This window comes from Methylopila turkensis (genome assembly GCF_027922325.1).
Lineage (GTDB): Bacteria > Pseudomonadota > Alphaproteobacteria > Rhizobiales > Methylopilaceae > Methylopila > Methylopila turkensis.
In genome coordinates, this window is the sequence record NZ_BSFL01000001.1 from 672,758 (window position 1) to 696,638 (window position 23,881).

Annotated in this window: 20 protein-coding genes; 11 read left to right on the forward strand and 9 right to left on the reverse strand. The window is 70.6% G+C overall.

The annotated features are described in order from the left end of the window. Positions 1-43: 43 nt before the first annotated feature. Complete coding sequence (gene rpoH, locus PKE78_RS03150) at positions 44-925, forward strand: RNA polymerase sigma factor RpoH (RefSeq protein WP_271199386.1); 882 nt, start codon at positions 44-46, stop codon at positions 923-925. Between the two features lie 113 nt (positions 926-1,038). Here rpoH and PKE78_RS03155 read toward each other — a convergent pair whose 3' ends face one another. Then, positions 1,039-1,932, reverse strand: coding sequence for a VOC family protein (locus tag PKE78_RS03155; protein WP_271199387.1), 894 nt, complete (start codon positions 1,930-1,932; stop codon positions 1,039-1,041). Between the two features lie 300 nt (positions 1,933-2,232). Between PKE78_RS03155 and PKE78_RS03160 the strand changes: the two genes are divergently transcribed. The 6 genes from PKE78_RS03160 to PKE78_RS03185 all read left to right on the forward strand — a co-directional run bounded on the left by PKE78_RS03160 (position 2,233) and on the right by PKE78_RS03185 (position 9,410). Next, positions 2,233-2,493 carry a hypothetical protein gene (locus tag PKE78_RS03160; protein WP_271199388.1) on the forward strand — a complete coding sequence of 87 codons (261 nt, stop codon included), beginning with the start codon at positions 2,233-2,235 and terminating at the stop codon, positions 2,491-2,493. Further along, a complete protein-coding gene (locus PKE78_RS03165) occupies positions 2,493-4,589 on the forward strand; it encodes a tetratricopeptide repeat protein (RefSeq protein ID WP_271199389.1) in 2,097 nt (698 codons plus the stop codon). The genes PKE78_RS03160 and PKE78_RS03165 overlap by 1 nt, the downstream gene beginning before the upstream one ends. A 337-nt stretch (positions 4,590-4,926) precedes the next feature. Next, positions 4,927-6,219 carry an adenylosuccinate synthase gene (locus PKE78_RS03170; RefSeq protein WP_271199390.1) on the forward strand — a complete coding sequence of 431 codons (1,293 nt, stop codon included), beginning with the start codon at positions 4,927-4,929 and terminating at the stop codon, positions 6,217-6,219. A 67-nt stretch (positions 6,220-6,286) separates the two neighbouring features. Beyond that, entirely contained in the window at positions 6,287-7,666 is a 1,380-nt protein-coding gene (locus PKE78_RS03175; RefSeq protein ID WP_271199391.1) for a hypothetical protein, read from the forward strand. A gap of 86 nt (positions 7,667-7,752) precedes the next feature. Next, positions 7,753-9,108 (forward strand): calcium-binding protein, encoded by a 1,356-nt coding sequence (locus PKE78_RS03180; protein ID WP_271199392.1) that lies wholly within the window; start codon positions 7,753-7,755, stop codon positions 9,106-9,108. A gap of 26 nt (positions 9,109-9,134) precedes the next feature. Beyond that, positions 9,135-9,410 (forward strand): hypothetical protein, encoded by a 276-nt coding sequence (locus tag PKE78_RS03185; protein WP_271199393.1) that lies wholly within the window; start codon positions 9,135-9,137, stop codon positions 9,408-9,410. A 275-nt stretch (positions 9,411-9,685) separates the two neighbouring features. Here PKE78_RS03185 and PKE78_RS03190 read toward each other — a convergent pair whose 3' ends face one another. The 6 genes from PKE78_RS03190 to PKE78_RS03215 all read right to left on the reverse strand — a co-directional run bounded on the left by PKE78_RS03190 (position 9,686) and on the right by PKE78_RS03215 (position 17,021). Further along, positions 9,686-10,561 carry an RNA polymerase factor sigma-32 gene (locus tag PKE78_RS03190; RefSeq protein ID WP_271199394.1) on the reverse strand — a complete coding sequence of 292 codons (876 nt, stop codon included), beginning with the start codon at positions 10,559-10,561 and terminating at the stop codon, positions 9,686-9,688. A gap of 233 nt (positions 10,562-10,794) precedes the next feature. After that, a complete protein-coding gene (locus tag PKE78_RS03195) occupies positions 10,795-11,379 on the reverse strand; it encodes a CarD family transcriptional regulator (protein WP_309299088.1) in 585 nt (194 codons plus the stop codon). A 338-nt stretch (positions 11,380-11,717) separates the two neighbouring features. Beyond that, positions 11,718-12,056, reverse strand: coding sequence for a ferredoxin FdxA (gene fdxA, locus PKE78_RS03200; protein ID WP_271199395.1), 339 nt, complete (start codon positions 12,054-12,056; stop codon positions 11,718-11,720). A gap of 99 nt (positions 12,057-12,155) precedes the next feature. Then, positions 12,156-12,458 carry an RNA-binding S4 domain-containing protein gene (locus tag PKE78_RS03205; protein ID WP_271199396.1) on the reverse strand — a complete coding sequence of 101 codons (303 nt, stop codon included), beginning with the start codon at positions 12,456-12,458 and terminating at the stop codon, positions 12,156-12,158. Between the two features lie 7 nt (positions 12,459-12,465). Beyond that, positions 12,466-15,912, reverse strand: a complete 3,447-nt coding sequence (locus tag PKE78_RS03210) for a helicase-related protein (protein ID WP_271199397.1) — start codon at positions 15,910-15,912, stop codon at positions 12,466-12,468. 257 nt (positions 15,913-16,169) lie between these two features. Then, positions 16,170-17,021, reverse strand: a complete 852-nt coding sequence (locus PKE78_RS03215) for a DUF3108 domain-containing protein (RefSeq protein ID WP_271199398.1) — start codon at positions 17,019-17,021, stop codon at positions 16,170-16,172. A gap of 320 nt (positions 17,022-17,341) precedes the next feature. Here PKE78_RS03215 and rpmB point away from each other — a divergent pair, with 320 nt between their 5' ends. Further along, a complete protein-coding gene (rpmB, locus tag PKE78_RS03220) occupies positions 17,342-17,647 on the forward strand; it encodes a 50S ribosomal protein L28 (RefSeq protein WP_271199399.1) in 306 nt (101 codons plus the stop codon). A gap of 76 nt (positions 17,648-17,723) precedes the next feature. After that, a complete protein-coding gene (locus PKE78_RS03225) occupies positions 17,724-18,278 on the forward strand; it encodes a queuosine precursor transporter (RefSeq protein ID WP_271200058.1) in 555 nt (184 codons plus the stop codon). 31 nt (positions 18,279-18,309) lie between these two features. Here the strand turns inward: PKE78_RS03225 and PKE78_RS03230 are convergent, their stop codons facing one another. Continuing rightward, positions 18,310-19,281 carry a 2-hydroxyacid dehydrogenase gene (locus tag PKE78_RS03230; protein WP_271199400.1) on the reverse strand — a complete coding sequence of 324 codons (972 nt, stop codon included), beginning with the start codon at positions 19,279-19,281 and terminating at the stop codon, positions 18,310-18,312. A gap of 406 nt (positions 19,282-19,687) precedes the next feature. On the opposite strand from PKE78_RS03230, the gene PKE78_RS03235 reads away from it, so the two are divergent. Both PKE78_RS03235 and PKE78_RS03240 read left to right on the forward strand, forming a co-directional pair. Beyond that, positions 19,688-20,470 carry an alpha/beta hydrolase gene (locus PKE78_RS03235; protein WP_271199401.1) on the forward strand — a complete coding sequence of 261 codons (783 nt, stop codon included), beginning with the start codon at positions 19,688-19,690 and terminating at the stop codon, positions 20,468-20,470. 106 nt (positions 20,471-20,576) lie between these two features. After that, positions 20,577-22,379 (forward strand): pyrroloquinoline quinone-dependent dehydrogenase, encoded by a 1,803-nt coding sequence (locus tag PKE78_RS03240; protein ID WP_271199402.1) that lies wholly within the window; start codon positions 20,577-20,579, stop codon positions 22,377-22,379. Here the strand turns inward: PKE78_RS03240 and PKE78_RS03245 are convergent. Next, positions 22,376-23,797, reverse strand: a complete 1,422-nt coding sequence (locus PKE78_RS03245; RefSeq protein WP_271199403.1) for an amidase family protein — start codon at positions 23,795-23,797, stop codon at positions 22,376-22,378. The two genes, PKE78_RS03240 and PKE78_RS03245, sit on opposite strands and share 4 nt — an antisense overlap. Positions 23,798-23,881: the final 84 nt, after the last annotated feature.

Here is a 23,881-nt window from a genome sequence, read left to right on the forward strand (position 1 = left end):
ACCGGGGCCCGCCGAAAGGGAGCCCTTTCCGAAGGAGACGCATATGGCATCCGCCGCACTCCCGATCCTCGTCAGCGACAATGGACTGTCGAAGTACCTCGACGAGATCCGCAAGTTCCCGATGCTGGAGCCGCAGGAAGAGTACATGCTCGCCAAACGCTGGCGCGAGCATGGCGACCGCGACGCCGCGCATCGGCTCGTCACCAGCCACCTCCGCCTCGTGGCCAAGATCGCCATGGGCTATCGCGGCTACGGCCTGCCGATCGGCGAGGTCGTGTCGGAGGGCAACGTCGGCCTCATGCAGGCCGTGAAGCGCTTCGAGCCCGAGAAGGGTTTTCGGCTCGCAACCTACGCCATGTGGTGGATCAGGGCTTCGATCCAGGAGTACATCCTGCGCTCGTGGTCGCTCGTGAAGATGGGCACCACCGCGAACCAGAAGAAGCTGTTCTTCAACCTGCGCAAGGCCAAGAGCCAGATCTCGGCGCTGGACGAGGGCGACCTCAGGCCCGACCAGGTCAAGCAGATCGCGACCAAGCTCGGCGTCACCGAGACGGACGTCATCGACATGAACCGCCGGCTCGGCGGCGACGCCTCGCTCAACTCCCCGCTCCGGGAGGACGAGGGCTCGTCGGAGTGGCAGGACTGGCTGGTCGACGAGACCGACAGCCAGGAGAGCCGCCTCGCCGAGAATCAGGAGCTGGACAACCGCCGCCAGGCGCTTTCGGGCGCGCTGATGGTGCTGAACGACCGCGAGCGCCGCATCTTCGAGGCGCGGCGCCTCGCCGACGACCCGCTCACCCTCGAGGAGCTGTCGAGCGAGTTCGGCGTCTCCCGCGAGCGCGTGCGCCAGATCGAGGTGCGCGCCTTCGAGAAGGTACAGGACGCGGTGCGCAAGAACGTGGCGCAGATGGAGGCGCGGGCCTGAGCCTGCGCCGCCCCTTCGTGAGCTGATCGAAAGCCGTCGCGGTTCGCCGCGGCGGCTTTTTTCGTTTCCGGCTTCCGCGGCGCGGCCGGTCGAGCCGCCCCGAACGCCGGCGCTCAGGCCACGCGGAATCGCGCGGTCGAGCCCCACGGGTCGGAGGCCTCGAGGCCGTCGCGCTCGCGCGTCGCGACGCCGGCGGCGCGGAGCCTTGCGGCGACCTCCTCCACAGCGCCTCCGTCCGGCAGCAGTATCTCGAACGACCGCAGCCCGGCCGAGCCCTCCGGCGCCGGGCCGCTTCCGCGGCTCGACCAGACGTTCGCCGCGAGATGGTGGTGGTAGCCGCCCGCGCTCATGAACAGCGCGCCGGGATAGGTCGTGGTGAGCGCGAAGCCGACGGCGTCGATCCAGAACGCGCGCGCCGCCGCAAGGTCGCCGACCTGCAGGTGCACATGGCCGAGCCGCGTTCCCGCCGGCTGGGGCGCGTCGAGATCGGCGCCGGCCCCGAGCAGCGCCAGAACGCCGTCCCGATCCATCGGCTCGGTCGCCATCTTCAGCGCGCCGTTCTCGCGCGGCCACTCCGCCTCCGGCCGGTCGCGGTAGATCTCGAGCCCGTTGCCGTCGGGATCGTCGAGATAGAGCGCCTCGCTGACGAGATGGTCGGACGCGCCGAGCCGGCGGACGCCCTCCCGCAGCAGCCGGGCGAGCGTCAGGCCAAGGTCGCGCCGCTCCGGCAGCAGGATCGCGATGTGGAACAGCCCGGCCGCCGCGCGCGGTTTCGGCGCTGCGCCGGGCGTCTCGACGAGCCGGATCACCCCCTCCCCGCCCGCGCCGCCGAGCGTCGCGACCCGGCCCTCGCGGTCGAGCGTTCTCAGCCCCACGACCCGCTCGTAGAACGCGACCGAGCGCCCGAGATCGGACACCGCGAGCTCCGCGACCCCGAGCCGAAGCGCGTCCGGCAGCGCGGCGGACGGTGTCTTGGGAGAGGCGCCGGCGGAAGCGGGATCGGTCATCGGTCAGGTCCTCATGGTTTCCGAGGATATCGGTTCGGGGCCCGGCGAACGCCACCGGGGTTTTCATGCGCGGACGCATGCTGAAGCGTGATACGGCGGCAGAGGAACGAGTGAGAATGCAAGGCTGACGGTCGCCATCCGCCGCTGAGAAGACCGTTGCGCGGATGCGTCGCTCCGGCGGCGGCCGCGCTACGCCGAAAACGATTATTCCGCTTGGATGCATCTCAACGTTGTGACTGAATTCAGAAGAGCTCCGGGGCTGTCGACCCCGGATGCCCATGATCCGTCGCGGGGGCGTCGATGTCTGGTCTCTGGTCATTCATCCAGCGCAAGGGCAACCGTGAGCTCCTCGCCTGGCTTGGAGGCGCGGCGGTCGTCGTCGTCTCCGGCATTTGGACGGCCTACGTCCATTTCTCCGCGCCGCCGACGGGACCGGGCGTCAGCATCGACGCCAGTCAGGGCGGGATCGGCGTGGGCGGCAACGTCTCCGGCTCGACGATCTCATCCGGGGCTCGCTCCGACAACGCGTCAGCGGCGCCCGAGCCTCAGAAGCGGCCCTGATGACGAGGACCGGCTCGCGCCTGCCGATCGCCGTCGCTCTGTCGGCTACGCTCACCGCCGCGAGCGCTCCGGCGGCGGCGAGGGGCGATTGCGAGATCAAGGCGGACGGAGCCGTCGGAATCTGCGGCGACGTGACGGACTCCCGGATCGTCATCGGAACGTCGCCCGAGGAATTGCAACGTCTGATCGGCGGGCTGACCAGCCAAATGACGCATGCGGCCAGCGCGGCGGGCGTGCAACGCGGCGCGATCATCGAACTCGCCCGGCGAATCAACGCGGACGTTCCGGATTACGACCGCGCGATCATCGAATTGCGTCGCGCCGTGGACGTCGCCGTGGACGTCGCCAGGGAAGGCCGCGCCGCCAATCGCGGCTCCTTCGTGGACGACGTTCTCGCGCGCATCGCCGACAAGTCGAAGACGGGCGCGTTCGACGAAGCGGCGAAGGTCGCCGACGACGCCTATGGGGAGTGGCGGAGGCGGGAGGACGAACGTCGTGAAGCGTCGCTGGCGGACGGCCTCAAGCTTCTGCAGGCCGGCCTCGATCAGGGCATCCTGCGCCGTGACGCGAGGTCGGCCGCGAAGCGCGTCGAGCGTATGGTCGCCTTACAGCAAGACGATCGGACGAAGCGCTTCGCCGCGCTGCGTGCCGCGCAGAACGAATGGTACGTCCGCGGCCGCGACAAAGGGCTGAACTTCGAACTTGAGGTCTCGATCGAGATCGCTCGTAACGCGCGCGCGCAGGCTGGCGATCCAGATGAGCACAGCTCGGCTCTGACGGATCTCGGGGTATCGCTCAAGACGCTCGGCGAGCGTGAGAGTGGTACCGGCCGGCTGGAGGAGGCTGTCGCGGCCTACCGCGCGGCGCTGGAGGAGCGAACCCGCGAGCGCGTTCCGCTCGACTGGGCGGGGACGCAGAACAATTTCGGCAATGCGCTTCTGGAGCTCGGTTGGCGCGAGGGCGGGACCGGCCGGCTGGAAGAGGCGGTCGTGGCCTACCGGGCGGCGCTGGAGGAACACACCCGCGAGCGCGCCCCGCTCCAATGGGCGACGACGCAGAACAATCTCGGCAATGCGCTCAAGACGCTCGGCGAGCGCGAGAGTGGGACCGGCCGCCTGGAAGAGGCTGTCGCGGCCTACCGCGCGGCGCTGGAGGAGCGAACCCGCGAGCGCGTTCCGCTCGACTGGGCGGGGACGCAGAACAATTTCGGCAATGCGCTCCTGGAGCTCGGTCGGCGCGAGGGCGGGACCGGCCGGCTGGAAGAGGCGGTCGCGGCCTACCGGGCGGCGCTGGAGGAACACACCCGCGAGCGCGCCCCGCTCCAATGGGCGATGACGCAGAACAATCTCGGCAATGCGCTCCAGACGCTCGGCGAGCGCGAGAGCGGGACCGGCCGGCTGGAGGAGGCGGTCGCGGCCTACCGCGCGGCGCTGGAGGAGCGAACTCGCGAGCGCGTCCCGCTCGACTGGGCGATGACGCAGAACAATCTCGGCAATGCGCTCCAGACGCTCGGCGGGCGCGAGGGCGGGACCGGCCGGCTGGAGGAGGCGGTCGCGGCCTACCGCGCGGCGCTGGAGGAATACACGCGCGAGCGCGTCCCGCTCCAATGGGCGATGACGCAGAACAATCTCGGCAATGCGCTCCAGACGCTCGGCGGGCGCGAGGGCGGGACCGGCCGGCTGGCGGAGGCGGTCGCGGCCTACCGGGCGGCGCTGGAGGAGCGAACCCGCGAGCGCGTCCCGCTCCAATGGGCGATGACGCAGAACAATCTCGGCGCCGTGCTCCGAGCCCTCGGCGGGCGCGAGAGCGGGACCGGCCGGCTGGAGGAGGCGGTCGCGGCCTACCGCGCGGCGCTGGAGGAATACACGCGCGAGCGCGTCCCGCTCCAATGGGCGATGACGCAGAACAATCTCGGCAATGCGCTCAGGGTGCTCGGCGAGCGTGAGGGCGACACGGCGCGGCTGGAGGAAGCCATCGCCGCCTACCACGCAGCGCTGGAGGAATTAACGGTCGCCAACGCACCGCACTACCACGCCATCGCGAGCAGGAATCTTCGGAGCGCGGAAGCTCTGCTCGCCGAGCGACGAAAGGGCTGACGCCTTTTCCGCGCTCCACGTCATGCCCGGCGCATGCCAGGCATCCACGACTTGGGGCCCGGAGCGCGTCAGCATGGAAGTCGTGGATGCCCGCGAAGGCGGGCATGACTGCGCGGGCGTCCGGCCGTTTGGCAAGGGGCGGTCGCCATCGGCGCATCGAGAGCCCAGCCTGCACAGACACGCGGCGGGCGCCGCGCTGGGGAACCGCGTCCCCCCCCCCCCCCCCCCCCCCCCCCCCCCCCCCCCCCCCCCCCCCCCCCCCNGCCGCGGGAGAACCCCGGCTCTCCCGAGCCGGGGTCTTTTTTTGTCCTGACGCAGGGACCGGAAGGAATTCAGCATGGCGAACGTCGTCGTGGTCGGCGCCCAGTGGGGCGACGAGGGCAAGGGCAAGATCGTCGACTGGCTGTCGGAGAAGGCGGACGTGGTCGTCCGCTTCCAGGGCGGCCACAACGCCGGCCACACCCTCGTGATCGACGGCGTCACCTACAAGCTCTCGCTGCTGCCGTCCGGCGTCGTGCGCAAGGGCAAGCTCTCGGTGATCGGCAACGGCGTGGTGGTGGACCCGCACGCGCTCGCCGACGAGATCGGCCGGCTCACGGGCCAGGGCGTCGAGCTGACGCCCGAAAACCTTAAGGTCGCCGACAACGCCACGCTGATCCTGTCCGTCCACCGCGAGCTCGACGCGCTGCGCGAGGGCTCGAACGAAGGCACCCGCATCGGCACCACCAAGCGCGGCATCGGCCCGGCCTATGAGGACAAGGTCGGCCGCCGCGCCATCCGCCTGCGCGACCTCGCCAACCTGCCGACGCTGCGCCCCAAGATCGAGCGTCTGCTCAGCCACCACAACGCGCTGCGTCGCGGCTTCAATCTGCCCGAGCTCACGGTGGACTCGATCTACGAGGAGCTCGCCTCCGCCGCGCCGAAGGTGCTGCCCTACATCGCCGCGACCTGGGAGCTGCTCGACGAGCGCGCCCGCGCCGGCGACCGCATCCTGTTCGAGGGCGCGCAAGGGGCGCTGCTCGACGTCGACCACGGCACCTATCCGTTCGTGACGTCGTCGAACACCACGGCGGGCCAGGCCGCCACCGGCTCCGGCCTCGGGCCGCGCTCGATCGGCTACGTGCTCGGCATCGCCAAGGCCTACACCACCCGCGTCGGCGAGGGCCCGTTCCCGACCGAGCTGACCGACGAGGTCGGCCGTAGGCTGGGCGAGCGCGGCCACGAGTTCGGCACCGTCACCGGGCGCCCGCGCCGCTGCGGCTGGTTCGACGCCGTCGCGCTCCGGCAGACCGCGCGCATCTCCGGCATCGACGGCATCGCGCTGACCAAGCTCGACGTGCTGGACGGCCTCGACGAGATCAAGGTCTGCGTCGGCTACGAGCTCGACGGCCAGGAGATCCACCGCCTGCCCGCGAGCCAGGGCTCGCAGGCGCGGGTGAAGCCGGTCTACGAGACCATCGAGGGCTGGAGCGGCACCACCGCCGGCGCGCGCTCCTGGGCCGATCTTCCGGCGCAGGCGATCAAGTACGTCCGCCGCGTCGAGGAGCTGATCGGCTGCCCGATCACGCTGGTCTCGACCTCGCCCGAACGCGCCGACACGATTCTCGTGGCCGACCCGTTCGAGGACTGAAAAAGCTTTCGGCGTCGTGTCTTCGGCGCCCTCGACGGGCGCGGACGGCTGACGTATGTCGTGAGTCATGGCGGACTATTTCCCAGTGCTCTCGCGCGCGGTCGCGGGACTTCCGGCGAACACGGGCGAGAACCGGCGCGCAGTCTATGAACGGGCGCGCGCCGCGATCATCCGCCAGCTTCGAAGCATCGATCCGCCGCTGTCGGAAGACGACATCTCGCGCGAGCGCATGCGCCTCGAGGAGGCGATCGCCCGCGTCGAGGAGGAGCACGGCGGCGGCGCCAGCGCCGCCCCGGCGCCCGCCGCGAAGGCGGCGGAACCCGCGCCGAAGGCGTCGCCTCCTCCGCCTCAGCGGCGGCCCGAGCCCGCGCCCGACGCCGCCCCGCCGCAGCCGCAGCGCTCCCCGGCCCCGCGCCGCGGCCCCGAAGTGCGCGCCGACGGCCGGCCGATCATCCGCGCCGCCGGCGAAGCCGGCGCAGAGCGCCCGAAGAAGAGCCGCGGCCCGCTGGTCGCCGTGGCCGCGCTCGCGTTGGTCGCGATCGTGGCCGGCGTCGCGGTCGGCCGCGACCAGATCGCCGCCCTGTTCGGCGGCGGCGCGACGCAGACCGCCGCGACCGACACGGCCGCCAATGGGGCGAAGGACGCCGCGACGCCCGAAGCCGCCACGCCGGCGAACGGCGGCAAGTCCGACGACCGTCTGCTCAGCGATCCCCCGCCGCAGGCCGAGCCCGGACGCCCGCCCGAGACCAACGTGGCGCGCGCGCCCGACGCCGGCCCGGGGACCGAGCCGCAGGCGCCGACCGCGCAGCCGCAGCCGCAGTCCCCCGCGACCCAGCCGTCGCAGCAGCCGAGCCAGCCGGCCGGCCCGCTCGTCGCCCAGCGCGCGATTCTCTACGAGGAAGGCTCCGACCAGAAGTCCGGCGAGCAGGTGGACGGCTCGGTGCTGTGGCGCACCGAATCCGTCAACGCCGCGCAGGGGCAGGCGCTCGAGACGGCGCTCCGCGGCGACGTCGAGGTGCCCGCGCGCGGCATCCGCGCCACGCTGACGATCCGCCGCAACACCGACGCCACGCTGCCTGCGAGCCACACCGTCGAGATCCAGTTCCGGCTGCCGGAGAACTTCGCCAACGCCGGCGTCGCCAACGTCCCCGGCATCCTGATGAAGACCGACGAGGCCGCGCGCGGCGCGCCGGTCTCGGGGCTTTCGGTGCGGGTGACGAGCGGGTTCTTCCTGATCGGGCTCTCGAACATCGAGAACGAGCGCATCGTCAACGAGCAGCTTCTGCGCGACCGCGGCTGGATCGACATCCCGATCCTCTACGACAACGGACGCCGCGCCGTGCTGACATTGGAGAAGGGCACCCCCGGCGGCCAGGCCTTCGCCGACGCCTTCGCCGCCTGGCAGAACGCCGCCGCGAGCGCGCCCGCCAGCCAGACGCAACCTTGACGCGCGTCGCCATTGCCGCTTCTGTCCGCCCCGGCTAGCATCGGAGCGGAGCCGTGTATGGCGCGCGGCGTTCGAGGGAGGCCGGCATGCCGCGCGTGATCACCGGAACCGAGGGCGACGACGAACTCAGGGACCGGCCCTATGGCGACCCTGTCATCATCTATGGCCTCGGCGGAAATGACACGATCGTTTCGCAGGAAGGCTCCGGCGACGAGGTCTATGGCGGCGACGGCGACGACCTGATCCGGGTCTACAGCCAGGGATTTTATGACGGCGGCGACGGCTACGACACGCTGTGGATCCCGGGGACGTTGTATGGACCGATACCATCTCTGGCCGGAGATTCGACTTACACGTCGTTTGAGCACCTGCGCCTGGGCGGCATCTATGACCCGGCTTCTTTTCTCGCAAATTCCAGCAAGTTCGGCGAAGGTCTCGTATCCCTGAACGCTAAAATCAGTGGCTACGCTTCCGTTCGGATCAATCTCGACACCGATAATTTCACTCCGTCGTTCGATCTTTCCGACTTCGATCTAGACCTCAGCTCCTTCACCATTTTCGGCAACGACCGGAACAACATCATTTCCGGAACGGACGCGCGAGACCTTATCCGCGGCTACGATGGAAACGACCGGATCACCTGGGCCGCCAACGCGCCGACGGTCGACATCGGCGACGAGATCAGCGGCGGCGAGGGAAATGACGTCGTCTTCGTCTACGCGTCCGGAGCCGCGCTTGGAGGCTCCGCCTCCGGCGACAACGGCGTGGACACGCTTCATGTCCGCACGTCGTCAACCTCCGGCTATGCCGATTTCACCGAAAGCGCCATCACAAATTTTGAGGTTCTCCGGCTCGACGGCCGCGGTCTGGCGGAGGGCGTCACCGCGCGCTTTCTCGACAGCCAATTCGACTTGTATGGCCAGATTGACGTCATCCGGGGCCAGAGCCCGAACTCGAAAGAGACGCTGATCATCGAGACCGTGGACGGCCGCGCCGATCTCAGGGACTTCGTGTTCGAGCGCTGGGATCAGTCCGGCCCCTACGCCGACGTGGTGCGCATCGAAGGCTCGGACGGCCGCGACATCATCAACGGCTCGGTGGTCAACGACGTCATCGACGGCGGAGCCGGCGGCGACATCATGCGCGGCGGTCATGGCGACGACACCTACATCGTCGACTCGGTCGCCGATCAGGTGATCGAGGGCGTCGGCCGCGGCCTCGACACCGTCGTCGCCAACGTCTCCTACACGCTGAGCGCCAATGTGGAGAACCTGGAGCTCACCGAGACCGCCGGGGCCGCGACCGGCGTCGGCAACGAACTCGCCAACCGCATCACCGGCAACGCCCACGCCAATACCCTGCACGGCGGCGACGGCGACGACGTCCTGATCGGCGGCGGTGGGGCGGACCGCCTGTATGGCGCCTCGGCAACGACACCCTGAACGGCGGCAAGGGCGCGGACGTCTTCGTGTTCGACACGGCGCTGGGGCCGACCAATGTGGACACGGTGCGCGGCTTCGCCCACGGCGGCGACAAGATCTGGCTCGACGACGCGATCTTCAGCGCGTTCACGCTGGGCGCGCTTTCCGCCGAGGCCTTCGCCACGCACCTCGTTTACGACCAGGCGTCTGGAAATCTGTCCTACGACGCCGACGGCGCGGGGTCCGGAGCCGCGGTGCTGTTCGCGCGGCTTTCGCCGGGCCTGAATGTCACGTTCGACCACACCGACGTCCTGATCGTATGAGCCGCGGGGCCTTAACGTCCCTCCACATTGCATGGTTTGGCCTAACCGGCCGCTCCGCGCCGGATGTCGAATTCGACGTCACGGATGGGGTCGTCCGGTCGAGCCGAAGGACGAACTAGGCTCTGGGCGACCATTTCCGAGAGCCGGCACTCAAGCCCTACGGCGAGGCGGCCCCTGAACCGAACGAAAGACGGCCGGCGAACAACCGGGCGTCTTTGCTTTTCGCGCCAGGAATTTTGGGTGTCACCGCGCGGACGCGGGCGATGCGGACGCTTTCAGGACGCCGCGGCGGAGATGGCCTGGGGGTTCTGCTCCACCAGCGCGCGGCGGAGCTTTTCGAGGGCGCGGTTCTCGATCTGCCGCACGCGCTCCTTGGAGATGCCGAGACGTTCGCCGAGCGCCTCCAGCGTCACGGCGTTCTCGGCGAGACGACGGGCGCGGACGATGTTCAGCTCGCGCTCGTTCAGAACGCCGAGCGCGGAGCGCAGCCAGCGGACGCGGCGCTCGCCGTCGATTGAGTCGCCCACGGTCTCGTCCGGCAGCGGGTTGTCGTCGACCAGGAAGTCCATGCGCTCGGACGAAGAGTTCGGGTCGCTGTCGAGGATCGGGGCGTTGAGGGACATGTCGGGGCCCGAGAGCCGGGAGTCCATCAGCGCGACGTCCTTGACCGACACGCCGACAGCCTCGGCGATCTTGTCGTGCAGCGCACCGGGCATCATCGTCTCGCCGGTGCGGCTGAGACGGGCGCGCAGGCGGCGCAGATTGAAGAACAGCGCTTTCTGAGCCGAGGAGGTGCCGCCGCGCACGATCGACCAATTGCGCAGGATGTGATCCTGGATCGCGGCGCGGATCCACCAGGTGGCGTAGGTCGAGAACCGCACCTCACGCTCCGGCTCGAAGCGGGCAGCGGCCTCCAGCAGGCCGACATGGCCCTCCTGGATCAGGTCGGGCATCGGCAGGCCATAGTGACGGAAACGCGCGGCGATGGCGATCACGAGCCGCATATGGGCGGCGGCGAGACGGTGCAGCGCGACCTCGTCCTTCTCTTCTTTCCACAGGACGGCCAGATCGTGCTCTTCCTCACGCTCCAGGAACGGCGCCTCCATGGCGGCGCGAACGAAGCGGCGGCGAACACCGGCCATCTGGGACATCGTGGAACTCCCCGTTGAACCGCCGACGACGGCTTTCACGGGGGGAAAACGCCCAAGACCGCAAAAAGGACATGGCCGGACTGGAGTTTTTTGTTCACGGTTCCGTGAACTGAGCGCCTTTCGCCCTTGCCGGGCCGCTCCGGCGCGCAACGCGCGAAGGGCGGAAACGACAAAGGGCCCGGCGCATATGCGCCGGGCCCTTTGCAAACGATTCCGCAGGCAACAAAAGCGCCTTAGGCGGCCTCTTCCTGCTCGGCGACGTCAGCTTCCGCCTCGATCTCCTCGGCCTTGCCGCCGCGGCGGGGGCCCTTTGCGAGCTGGCCTTCGATCTTCTTCTGGGCCTCGATGTCGGTCAGCCGCTCGGCGGCGGCGAGCTCGCGCATCATACGGTCGAGCGCCGATTCATAGAGCTGACGCTCGCTGTAGGACTGCTCGGGCTGGGTGTCGGCGCGGAAGAGGTCGCGCACAACTTCGGCGATGGCGACGAGATCGCCGGAATTGATCTTCGCCTCGTACTCCTGCGCGCGGCGGCTCCACATCGTCTTCTTGACGCGGGCGCGGCCGGTCAGGGTCTCGAGCGCCTTGGCGACCACCTGCGGCTCGGACAGCTTGCGCATGCCGGCGCTCGTAATCTTCGCCACCGGCACGCGGAGCGTCATCTTGTCCTTCTCGAAGGAAATGACGAACAGCTCGAGCGTGTGGCCGGCGATCTCCTGCTCCTCGATCGCCACGATCTGCCCGACGCCGTGCGACGGGTAGACCACGTGCTCCAGCGCCTTGAACCCGTGCTTGGCCTGCGAAGTCTTCTTGGTGGTCATGCTGTTCCGAACTCCGTGTCGTCCCGCGGCGGGACGGACCGCGACAAGTGGAACCCGGCGGGCCGGGTCGGCGGCGACGGCGAACGACGAGCCCGGCGCAAACGTCCGGGTCCTCCGCACTCCGCTCCCTCAGAGAAAAACGCCGCGTGTCCCGTCGCGCCGATACGACGCCCGGACAGTTTCAACCGCTTCAGCTTTCCTGGCGAAAACACCGTCGGCATGACGGCTTAGGCGGCGCGCGTCGTTTTTGACCGTTGCGTGATTGGTATCACGAACGGACTAAAAAATCAATGAAATAGACGCATGGGCGCCACACGCTTCCGCCGTGGCGGCGCCGCTCAGTCTCCCTGGCCGGGCTCCGGCGAGAACAACTCCGCCAGCTTGTTAGGCTTGCCGTCGAAGTCCTTGGCGTCCTCCGGCGGGTCGCGCCTGACCGTGATGTTCGGCCAGGTCTTGGCGTAGTCGCCGTTCAACTTGATCCAGCTCTCGAGCCCGGGCTCGGTGTCCGGCTTGATCGCCTCCGCCGGGCATTCCGGCTCGCACACCCCGCAATCGATGCACTCGTCGGGGTGGATGACGAGCATGTTCTCGCCTTCATAGAAGCAGTCGACCGGGCACACCTCCACGCAATCCATGTACTTGCAGCGGATGCAGTTGTCGGTGACCACGTAGGTCATGCCAGTCTCCCGGTTCTGTCCGCGTGACGTAGCGGACGCGCCTACGCTTCGCAAGGTCGCCCGCGACGCGTCCGCCTGTCGCGCCCACATGCGACGGGCTTAGGCGAGCCGCCCGTCGCCGTCGCCCAGTTCCTCAAACAACGCCTGCGCTTCCGCGGCCGGCCCGCGTCGTTCGCCGAACTCCGCGACGCGCAGCACGCGCACGGCCGCCGACAGCGCGATCGTCAGCACGTCGCCGCGCTTCAACCCATGGCCGGGGGCGCGCACGCGCTGGCCGTTGACGCGGACATGGCCGGACTGGACGAGCCCGACCGCCAGCGCGCGCGTCCGGGCGACACGAGCGCGCCAGAGCCAGACGTCGATGCGGAGGCGTTCCGGCGGGCTCTCCTCCGGCCTCCGCATGGTCCCGTCAGACGTCGCCGTTGGCGTCGGAGCCCTTTCGCGCGCCCTGCCCGCCCTTGGGGTCGCGACCGGGCTTCGGGCCCTGCTCGAGCTGGGCCTTGAGCGCGGCGAGCTTCGCGAAGGGCGAGTCCGGATCCGGCCCGCGCTCCGGGCGCTTCGGAGGCGCGGAGGTCATGACCGGCGCGCCGCCGCCCTGCCGCCGGCCACGATCCTCGCCGCTGCGCGGGCGGTCCCGATCGGGGCGGTCGCCGCCACGGCGGTCACGGCCGCCCTTGCGCCCGTCGCCGGGGCGTCCGCCCTCGCTTTGGGGTCGACCGCCGTCACCGTGCGGACGACCGCCGTCGCCGCGGGGGCGATCGCGGTCGGGACGCGGCCCCCTCTCGGGGCCGCCTCGCGGCTCGCGCGCCTCGCCCGGAGCGGCCTGCGCAGCCGCCGGCCGCTCGCCGCCCGCGGGGCGCCGGTCACGCCGGCCGCCGCGGTGGTCCGGGCGCTCGCGGCGGCCGAAGCCGGCCGGACGCCACACTTCGATCGTCTCAGGCTCGGCCGCGCCGGCGTCCGCCGCGGGAGCCTCGGGCGCGGCGTCGACGGCGACGTCGACGGCGGTCTCCGAAATGGTCTCGGCCGCCTCGGCGTCGATCCCGCCGGCCTCGACGTCCTCCTCGGCGAGCGCCGCGAGGACCGTCTCCGGCTCCGGCTCGTCGGGGGCGACCGGGTCGACGAGAGCGGGCTCGGAGGCCGCGGCGTCGAACACCGGCGTGTCGTGGGCGACAGGCTCGGGAGCGCCCTCCTCGGTCTCGTCCGCTTCGACGGCGTCGGGCGCCGCCTCGACGACGTCAGCCTCCGTGGAGAGATCGGCGTCCGCGATGTCGGGGGCCGCGGTTTCGACCGTCTCGGCGACGTCCGGCTCCACGGCGGCCTCGGCCGCCGGGGCCTCCGCCTCGACGGGCGCGGGCGGCGCGACCGGCTCCGCCGGCTTCGGACGCCGCTCCATGCGGTAGCCGAGCGAGCGCAGGATGGTGGCGAAGTCCTCGCCGGAGCAGCCCGCGAGCGAGGTCATCGCGACGGTGACGGTGAAGCCGTTGCCCTCGAAGGCGCCCGCCGGGGCCACGCCCGTCTGGCCGGGCTTCCAGGCGATGGCCGGGCGGATCAGATCGGCGAGCCGTTCGAGAATGTCGACGCGGATCGCCCGCTCGCCGCAGACGCGGTAGCCGAGCGCGCGGTAGACGCCCTTGTCGATCTCCTTGTCGACCGGGATCGAGGTCCGGCCGGAGGCGGCGAGATGAGCGACGTCGTCGACCTTGGCGTCGGCGTCCTTGCCATGGGCGAGCGCCCAGAGCTGGGCGGCCAGCGCGCGCGCCGCCGGCTTCATCAGAGCCGGCAGATAAATGTGGTGCGCGCCGAAGCGCACGCCGTGCTTGCGCAGGCTCGAGCGCGAGTCCTGATCGAGCCCCTTGACCTCGTCGGCCACGCGGGCGCGGTCGAGCACGCCGAGCTCCTCGACGAGCTGGAACGCGACGCCGCGCGCGACGCCGGTGACGTCCTCGGCCTGCTCCAGCGCCGAAAGCGGCCCGAGCAGCTTCGCCACATGGCCGCGGATCCACTGGTCCATGCGCTTGTCGACCTGCTCGCGGGCGGCGCCGGCGAGCTGATCGTCGGCGAGCACGCGGATGCGCGGGCTGAGCGCTTTGTCGCCCTTGGCGAGCTTCCCGACCAGTTCGCCCTGCCAGCGCACGGCCCCGTCGGCCGCCAGCACGATGTCGCCGTCGCCGGCGTTGGCGAAGCGGTTGGCCCTGGCCTCGATCTCGCCGGTCAGCGCCTTGGCGGCCGCAGCTCTGAGCGCCTTGCCCTCGACGCTGTCGGCGGACGAATCCGGCGCGAACTGGAAGCCCGCGAGCCGCCCGACGTGGTGACCTTCGACGGTCACGCCGCCATCCTTCGTGATTTCAGCCTCGAGCATGTCCTTTTCCCTGAGGCGGCGCATGAGGACGCTGGTGCGACGATCGACGAAACGCTGGGCGAGCCGCTCGTGCAGCGCGTCCGACAGCTTGTCCTCGACGCCGCGCGTCACTCCTTGCCAGTGGACCGGGTCGTCCAGCCAATCCGCGCGATTGGCGACGAACGTCCAGGTCCTGATATGCGCGATGCGCGCGGATAGCGTGTCGATGTCCCCGTCGGCGCGGTCGGTCAAGGCGACGTGCCGCGCGAACCAGTCGGTCGGGACCTTACCCGGCCGGCTCAGAAAACCATAGAGCTCGGCGAGAAGTTCCGTGTGCTGGGCCGGGGCGATCCGGCGGTAGTCCGGAACCTGGCATACGTCCCACAGCAGCGACACCGCCTTCGCCCCGCGCGCGGCGTCGCGCACCAGCGGGTCGCGGGCGAGATGAGCGAGCGCGCGGACGTCGTCGGCGTCGGGCGCGCGGGTCAGGCCCGCCTCCGCCGGCGGACGCGACAGGCTGTCAAGCAGAGCGCCGACGGAGGCGAAGTCGAGCCGGGCGTTGCGCCACTGCAGCACCCTCACCGCGTCGAAGCTGTGGCCTTCCAGCCGCTCCACCAGCTCCGGCTCGAACGGCGGGCAGCGCCCGGTGGTGCCGAACGTGCCGTCGCGCAGGTGGCGGCCGGCGCGGCCGGCGATCTGGGCGATCTCGGAGGGGTTCAGTCGTCGGAACTGATGGCCGTCGAACTTGCGGTCGCCGGCGAAGGCGACATGGTCGACGTCGAGATTGAGGCCCATGCCGATGGCGTCGGTCGCGATCAGGTAGTCGACGTCGCCGGCCTGGTACATCGCGACCTGCGCGTTGCGCGTCCGCGGGCTGAGCGCGCCGAGCACCACCGCGGCGCCGCCGCGCTGCCGCCGGATCAGCTCGGCGATGGCGTAGACCTCCTCGGCGGAGAAGGCGACGATGGCGCTGCGCGGCGGCAGGCGGGTCAGCTTGCGTTCGCCGGCGAACATGAGCTGGCTGAGCCGCGGCCGCCCGACCACATGCGCGCCGGGCAGCAGCTTCTCCACCAGCGGCTTCATGGTGGCCGCGCCGAGCGCGAGCGTCTCGTAGCGGCCGCGCCGGTTCAGCAGCCGGTCGGTGAAGACGTGGCCTCGGTCGAGGTCGGCGCAGAGCTGGATCTCGTCGATCGCGACGAAATCCACGTCGAGGTCGCGCGGCATGGCCTCGACGGTCGAGACCCAGTAGCGCGCGCCGAGCGGCTTGATCTTCTCCTCGCCGGTGACGAGCGCGACCTTCTCCGCCCCGACCTTCTCCACAAGCCGCTGGTAGACCTCGCGCGCCAGCAGCCGGAGCGGCAGGCCGATCAGGCCGGAGCCGTGCGCCGCCATTCGCTCGATGGCGAGATGGGTCTTGCCGGTGTTGGTGGGGCCGAGCACCGCGGTGACGCCGCGGCCGCGCATGGGGGCCAGGATGTCGGAGGCGGGCGCCGGCGCGAGATCAGCGACGTCGGTCATTCACCCTTCCTTAGCATCCTGACCCGGTCGGATGCACGCGGCGCGAGTCTTTCGCGAACCCGCAAAACCGGAACGAGTCCGGAACGAAGGCGGGTCGAATCGGCGACTCGATTGCGATTCCCGATTCGTTCCAAACACTTGGCGCGACTCGCGAAATCCCGGGTCGGGGAAACGCCGCCACAACCCGAGAGGCAGTTCCGCAGCGGGACAAGAGCTCGGCGCCCGCGCAACGGGCGCGTCGGCGGGGGATCCGACGGTCAGAGGTCGGCGCCCACCTTCTTGTCCTTGTCGCCGGGCCGGACGACGACGAAGGAGCTGGCGGCGATCACGGCGACGCCGACCTCGGTCCGGACCGAGATCTTCCAAGGCAGCAGCGCGCGGGTACCGGCTACCGGAGCCAGCCAGACCTCCATGTCCTTGTTGCTTTCCATGAAGGCCACCTGCTTCCGGCCGGGCCGGTGGCCGGAGATCGCCTTGTAGCTCGCCTTGCAGACGATGGCTTGGCCTTCGTACTGGCCGGGAGCCGATGAGGCGCCCTTGACGGTCTCCGTGCGGTCGTAGCGCAGCGTGACATCGAAGCGCTGACGGCCGTCGAACACCGGCAGGGTGCGGTTGCAGGACGACGACGCCAGCGGATCGCCCGCGCCCGCCACCGGCATCATCAGGGCGCTCACGGGGTCCAGAACGCCGCGCTTGTCGCTGTCGGAGACGGGGACGATCCCCTCGGTCCGCGCCGGCGGCTCGACCAGCATTGAGCGGATGGCCCCGGCGGCGAGCGCGAAGCGGATCACCTGGCCCTTCTCGCCCGAGCGGGTGTTGATGGCGTAGGCGGCCGGCGCGACCGTGGCGTCGCGCACCGCGCCACGGGCAGTCGCCGCCCCGCGCCCGCCCGTCAGGAACCGCGCGAGCCCGGTCATGCGGGCGCTGACGTTGAGGTCGTAGCTCTGATCCTGAATGCCGGCCTGCATCGACGCGGTGCCGATGTTGAAGCCCGCGAGCGTGAGGTCGTAGCGGGCGCGCACCCGCGTCTCGGCGGCGGATACGGCCTGAGCGGACGCGACGAAAACGAGCGCGATCGCGCTGAGACGGACAAGGAATCGGACGGCCACGAGCAACCCTTGCGACGACGTCTGGACGGACGACGCGCGGCGCGCCGAAGAATCACGGCGATGCCGACACGCCAAGCGGCCCCAAGAGGCTAAATCATATTCGGCCTTTTGTGAGGCCTCGCGCGCGCCCTCCCGATGTCGCCGCCCTTCCCGCGCGCCCGCCCAGCCGGGCGGCCGGGCGCAATTCTTGACGGGCTGCCGCCCCGCCGTTATAGGACCGCCTTCTCTTTCAGGCACGCGGAGCGCGCGCCCGGACGGCCAGCCGTCCGAAGCGCCGCTCGAACGCGCGGGTCGAAACGTCACCTTCAGGAGCTGAGCCCATGTCGCGGCGCTGCGAACTGACCGGCAAGGCCGTACTTTCGGGCCACAAGGTCAGCCACTCGAACCACAAGACCAAGCGGACGTTCCGTCCGAACCTGCTGCGCGTGTCGCTGCTGTCCGAGGCGCTTGGCCAGTCGGTGCGGCTCCGGGTCTCGGCCCATGCGCTGCGCTCGGTGGAGCACCGCGGCGGCCTCGACGCTTTCCTCGCGAAGGCCTCCGAGCTCGAGCTGAGCCAGGGCGCGCGCGACCTTAAGCGCAAGATCGCCAAGGCCGGCCAGCAGGCCGAGCAGGCGCAGGCCTCCTGATTCTTTTCGTCCAAGACGACACGCCGTGACGCGCGAGCCGCTCACGGCGGGCGGACTGGCGTTCCCCGTCGCCGCGATGGCCCTGGTCGTCGCGGCGTCGAACGTTCTGGTGCAGCATCCGGTCGAAGCCCTCGGCCTCGGTGACAAGCTGACCTGGGGCGCCTTCACCTATCCGCTCGCCTTCCTCGTGACCGACCTGACCAACCGCCGCTTCGGCCCGGCCGCCGCGCGGCGCGTGGTGTATTGCGGCTTCGCGCTCGCCGTCGCGCTGTCGATCTGGCTCGCCACGCCGCGCATCGCGCTCGCCTCGGGCGCGGCGTTTCTCGTCGGGCAGTTGCTCGACGTGGCGGTGTTCTCGAAGCTGCGCCGTCTGGCCTGGTGGCGCGCTCCGCTCGCCGCGGGCCTGATCGGCTCCGCGGTCGACACCGCGCTGTTCTTCTCGCTCGCTTTTGCAGGCGACCCCGCGATGTCGGAGCCGGTCGCGCTGTTCGGCCTTGCGCAGACGCCGCTGTGGGCGAGCCTCGCGACCTACGACTTCGTGGTGAAGGTCGCCGGCGCGTTCCTGCTGCTCGCCCCTTACGGCGCGCTGATGAACGTGATTCACCCTTACGAGCGGACCGCCGCCGGCTGACCGACGGCGGCCCAGCTCCGCGTTCGGTCCCCTAGAGACCCCATCCTTTGAACGGCGTCTCCGCGACCGGCGTCAGCGGCGGCTCGCCGGCGGCGTAGGCCTCGAGATTGGCGACGACGAGATCGGCCATCGCGCGGCGCGTCGCGACGGAGGCCGAGCCCACATGCGGCAACAGCACCGCGTTGGGCAGCGCGATCAGCTCCTCCGGCACATGCGGCTCCTGCGCGAACACGTCGAGACCCGCGGCGAGAATCACGCCGTCGCGCAGCGCCGCAATCAGTGCGGGCTCATCCACCACCGAGCCGCGTGCGACGTTGATTAGAACCCCGTCGGGACCAAGCGCCCGAAACACCTCGGCGTTGATGACGCCCTTGGTCTCGGCGCCGCCCGGAAGAATCGCGATCAGCGTGTCGACCTCGCGCGCCATCGCCACGAGATCGGGGTAGTGGCGATAGGCGAGATCCGGCTGCGGCCGGCGGCTGTGGTAGACCACCGGCAGATCGAAGGCGTCGAGCCGACGCGCGATGGCGCGGCCAATGCGGCCCATGCCGATCACGCCGACGGTGCGGCCGCGCAGACTTGAGGTCAGCCGGTACGGCCCCTCCCCGCTCCAGCGGCCCTCGCGCAGCCAGCGCTCCGCGGCGGCGAACTCGCGCACGGTCGTGATGAGCAGCCCGAGCGCGGTGTCCGCGACCTCCTCGTTCAGGACGTCTGGCGTGTTGGTCACCACGATCCCACGCCGCGCGGCGAAGGCCGCGTCGACGCTGTCGTAGCCGACGCCGAAATGCGACACGATCCTGATCCGCGGCAGCCGCTCCAGCAGGTCGGCGTCGACGGGCCGCTTTCCGAACGAAGCGATCGCCTCCGCCTCGCCGGCGCCGTCCGCCAGCAGGGCGTCGAGCGAGGGCGCCTCCCACAGGCGGCGCACGTCGAAGACGCGTTCGAGCGCCTCCAGCGCCTCCTCGGGCGGGCGCCCTGTGGCGATCAGCACGGGACGGGACATTGGCGGCCTCCTTGCGGCGTGGGCGTCATGGCGCTTGTCGTAGCTCTGCGCCAATAAGCGCGTCGCCAGCCTCGATCCAGCCCCTTATCCTTGGGGCGAAAATGCAGGCGCATTCGTAGAAGCACGTAATGTGTCGTCATAAAATTGGAATAATCATTCGCTGAACGCTCCGTCCGGCGAGAGGTCGCGAGCAATCCGGCAGTGGTCGCCCGCAAGTTGATGTGTCGGATCGGGACGACGCATCACATCGGCGGTCGTTTCCAAAGCCGTTCTGGACTTGCATCGGGAGCGGGTTCTGGGCAGAGATTGGGCATGAACCTGTGATACTTCGCTGAGCGGCCGCCCTCGCCTTCCGAGCAGGCGATAAGGTGCGCTTACGGGCGTTCGCAGACGCGTCGGGGTGTGGATGGCAAATCAAGTCGAAACGATCAACGAGTCCGTCAAGATCGCCCACGCCCCCGGCGCGAAGGCCAATGTCGTCGTGTTCGGCGGACTGGTGAAGAGGTCCGGCTACAGCGTTCCGGACTTCGAACTCGTCGATGAGATCGCATCGCTGCCCTACAACGCGATCTTCCTGAAGGACAGCACGCGGCGCTGGTACAATCTCGGCGTCAAGGGCGTGTCCGACAGCTTCGAGGGCACGACCGCCTATATCGAGGAACTGATCGAGGACAAGTTCGGCGACGAGGACCTGCCGCTGGTGACGGTCGGCGCTTCGATGGGAGGATACGCCGCGGTCGGCATCGGCGAGCAGCTTGGAGCCCGGTTCGCGCTCTCAATCGCGCCGCAGACGGTGATTTCGCTTGAGGCCCGCACCCGGCTGCGGGACAACCGCTGGAAGGCCGACTTCGAGTTCTTCAAGCCGCGCTGCGCCGATCTCCGCTACATCCTCAAGGGCCGCATCGAGAAGCTGAAGATCGTGGTCGGAACAGAGAACGTGCCGGACATCATCCAGGCCGCGAATCTCGCCGGCGCGCGCGGCGTCTCGATCGACTTCGTGAAAGGCGCCGATCACGACGTGCTGCGCGCCTGGAGCGCCAACGGCGACCTCGCGCGCATCATCGCGGACTACATCGAGAACGGGCTGACGGGCGATCACGAGCTGGAGGCCCCGGAGACCGACGACGCGGGCCTCGTGGACGCGCAGCCGACCACCGAAGCCGAGGCCCTGGAGCCCGCGCGCAACTGAGCGGCGCGACGCCTGCGACCTGTTCCCTATAGCGGCGCGCCCCGCGGCTGCGCGAAGCTTCGCCCGCATCCCGCGCCGACGGGGGTCAGGACGGGAGTTTCGCACGATGTGGTTCATTCGCTTGCTGGGCGCGGCGACGCTCGCGATTCTGATCGCGGCGCCCGCGGGCGCGCAGCCGGTCGACGACGCCCGGATGCGCGCAGCGGACAGCGACCCCGCGAACTGGCTGCTCCACGGCCGCGACTACGGCGCGCGGCGGTTCTCCCCGCTCGCCGAGGTGAACGCCGGCACGGTGAAGCGGCTGGTCCCGAAGTGGATCTACCAGACCGGCTACGCCGCCACCTTCCAGACGACGCCGCTCGTCGCGGACGGCGTGATGTATCTGTCCGCGCCCTTCTCCCATGTCATCGCCATCGACGCCGCGACCGGGCGCGAGCGCTGGCGCTACGAGCACAAGGCCCGCGCGAAGAAGCTCTGCTGCGGCCCCGGCAACCGCGGCGTCGCGCTCGGCTACGGCAAGGTGTTCGTCGCGACCGTCGACGCGCGCCTCGTCGCGCTCGACCAGGCGTCCGGCAAGCCGCTCTGGGACGTCGCGCTGGTGGAGGACGCCGGCGCGCCGGCCCCGACCGAGGACGCGCTCGCGCTCAACGCCGCAGACGCCGCCAAGACCGTGTCCGGCTCGACCGGCGTCGGCGCCTCCGCGGCGCCGCTGGTCTATGACGGCAAGGTGGTCGTCGGCATCACCGGCGTCGGCTACGGCCTCCATCTCGACAGCGACCGCCCCGGCGCGCCGCTCGGCGCCGTGGTCGGCGTCGCCGGCCGCTACGGCCGCCCGGGCTTCCTCGCCGCCTTCGACGCCGCGACCGGCGCGCGCGTCTGGTCGTTCGACAGCACGGTGAAGGACTGGGAGGGCGCGTTCGTCGAGACCACCGCCTACGGCGCAAGGCTTCCCCGCGACGTCGCGGCGGAGAAGGCCTCGGCGCCCGACCATCGCGACGCGTGGCGCTACGGCGGCGGCTCGATCTGGCACGCCCCGGCCTACGACCCGGAGCGCGGCCTGCTGTTCCTGGGCATCGGCAACCCCTCCCCTCAGGCCGCGAGCGAAAGCCGGCCCGGCGACAACCTCCACACCTCGTCGCTGGTGGCGCTCGACGCGAAGACCGGCCGGCTGGTCTGGGCCTACCAGCAGGTTCCGCACGACCTCTGGGGCTACGACGTGGCGAGCCCGCCGTCGCTGTTCACCGTCGAGGTCGACGGGCGTCGGGTCGCGGCGGTCGGCCAGGCGAGCAAGCTCGGCTGGTACTTCGTCCACGACCGCGAGACCGGCCGGCTTCTGTTCAAGTCCGAGCCTTACATCCCGCAGTCCAACATGTTCCAGGCTCCGACGCCGGAGGGCGCGGTGATCGCGCCGGGCGTCGGCGGCGGGGTCAACTGGTCGCCGGCCTCCGTCGATCCGGCCCGCGGCGTCGGCTATGTCGCGGCGATGCACTGGCCGGCCCGCTACAGCGTCCGGACGCTGCCGGCGCAGGGCGACAAGCCGGAGCTGCGCTACTTTACGATCGAGCCGGAGAAGGAGGGCATGTATGGGCTGGTGAGCGCGATCGACCTCGCGCGCGGCGGCAAGCTCCTGTGGACCCGCAAGACCCCCGAGCCGCTGGTCGGCGGCGTGCTCGCGACCGCGGGCGGCCTCGTGTTCACCGGCGAGGGCGGCGGCGATCTGGTGGCGCTCGACGCCCGGACGGGCGACCCGCTCTGGCGCTTCAACTGCGGCGCAGGCGTCAACGCGCCGCCGATGACCTACGCCGTCGACGGACGGCAATATGTGGCCGTGGCGGCCGGCGGCAGCCAGATCTGGGGCTTCCGTCAGGGCGGCGCCGTGATCGGCTTCGGCCTGGCCGACGCGCCCTAGCGAAGCTCCGCGGCGAGGCGGCTCCTGAAGAGGTCGACCTCGTCCGCCCGACCACGCTCGACCTCGGCCGCGACCGCGACGACGTCCGCCTCGCCGAGCGCGCGGCCGACGATCTGGAGGCCGACCGGCATGCCGTCCGGGCAAAGCCCGGCGCGGACCGAAGCCGCCGGCTGGCCCGTCAGATTGAACGGGTAGGTGTAGAACACCCAGCTCACCAGCGTGCGGTCGGTCAGTCCCTCGGGAACATCGACGCCCGCCGGCACGCTCGCCTTCGGCAGCGTCGGCGACAGCAGGACGTCGTAGCGCTCGAAGAAGCGGCGCATCTGGTCGCGCAGCGCATAGCGACGGAAGACCTTGTCGTAGTAGTCGCGCATCTCCTGCGCGAGCGCGGCCTCGAGCACGACGGCGACGGCCGGATCGAGCAGCTCGCGCTTGGTCTCGACCACGCTCCGGAGCCGCGTGCCGACGCCGGCGTAGAACTCGGCCATCCACAGGTCCTCGGGGTCGGCGTCGAACACCCGATCGACCTCATCGACGATGGCGCCGGCCTCGGCCAGCCGCTTCGCCGCCGCCACCGCGATCGCGACCACCTCCGGGTCCGGCCGGGCGTAGCCCAGCGTGGGGCTCCACGCGATCCTCATCCCCTCGACGCCCCGGCCGACGGCGCCGAGCACGTCCGGGACGGGCCCGGCGACCGCGAACGGATCGCGCGGGTCGTAGCCGGCGACCGCCGAGAACAGCAGCGCCGCGTCCTCGATCGAGCGCGCCATCGGGCCGACATGGGCGAGCGTCGGCGTCGCCGAGGTCGGCCACACCGCGACCCGGCCGAACTGGCCCTTGATGCCGGCGAGCCCGGTGAGGCTGCAGGGAATGCGGATCGAGCCGCCGCCGTCGGTGCCGAGCGCGAACGGCGTGATCCCGGCCGCGACCGAGGCCGCGGCGCCGGCGCTTGAGCCGCCGGGCGTCTTCGACAGGTCCCACGGGTGGCGGGTGATCCCGGTGAGCGGGCTGTCGCCGACCGGCTTGCAGCCGAATTCGGATGTCGTGGACTTGCCGATCAGGATCGCGCCGGCGGCCTTCGCGCGTTCGACCGCGGGCGCGTCGACCTCCGCCACGTTGTCGGCGGTCGCGCGGGATCCTGAGGCGTAACGCTTCCCTTTCACCGCCATCAGGTCCTTGGCGGAGAACGGCAGCCCGTGCAGCGGGCCGAGTTCGTCGCCGCGCATCACCGCGGCCTCGGCGCCCTGCGCGGCCGCCATCGCCTCGTCCTCCATCAGCAGGAAGAAGGCGTTGAGGGTCCCTTGCGTCGCCGCCGCGCGATCGAGCGACCGCCGGGTGAGCTCCACCGGCGAGACGGCTCTGGTCGCCACGAGCCGCCGGAGTTCAGTCGCGCTCATGAAATCGAAGTCGGCGGACATGGGCGGCTCTCCGGATGAACCAGCGGGAGGTCGTCGGCGGGTGGGGCCGCCTCGGACGGCGTCCCCTAACGCCGGGCGTCCACG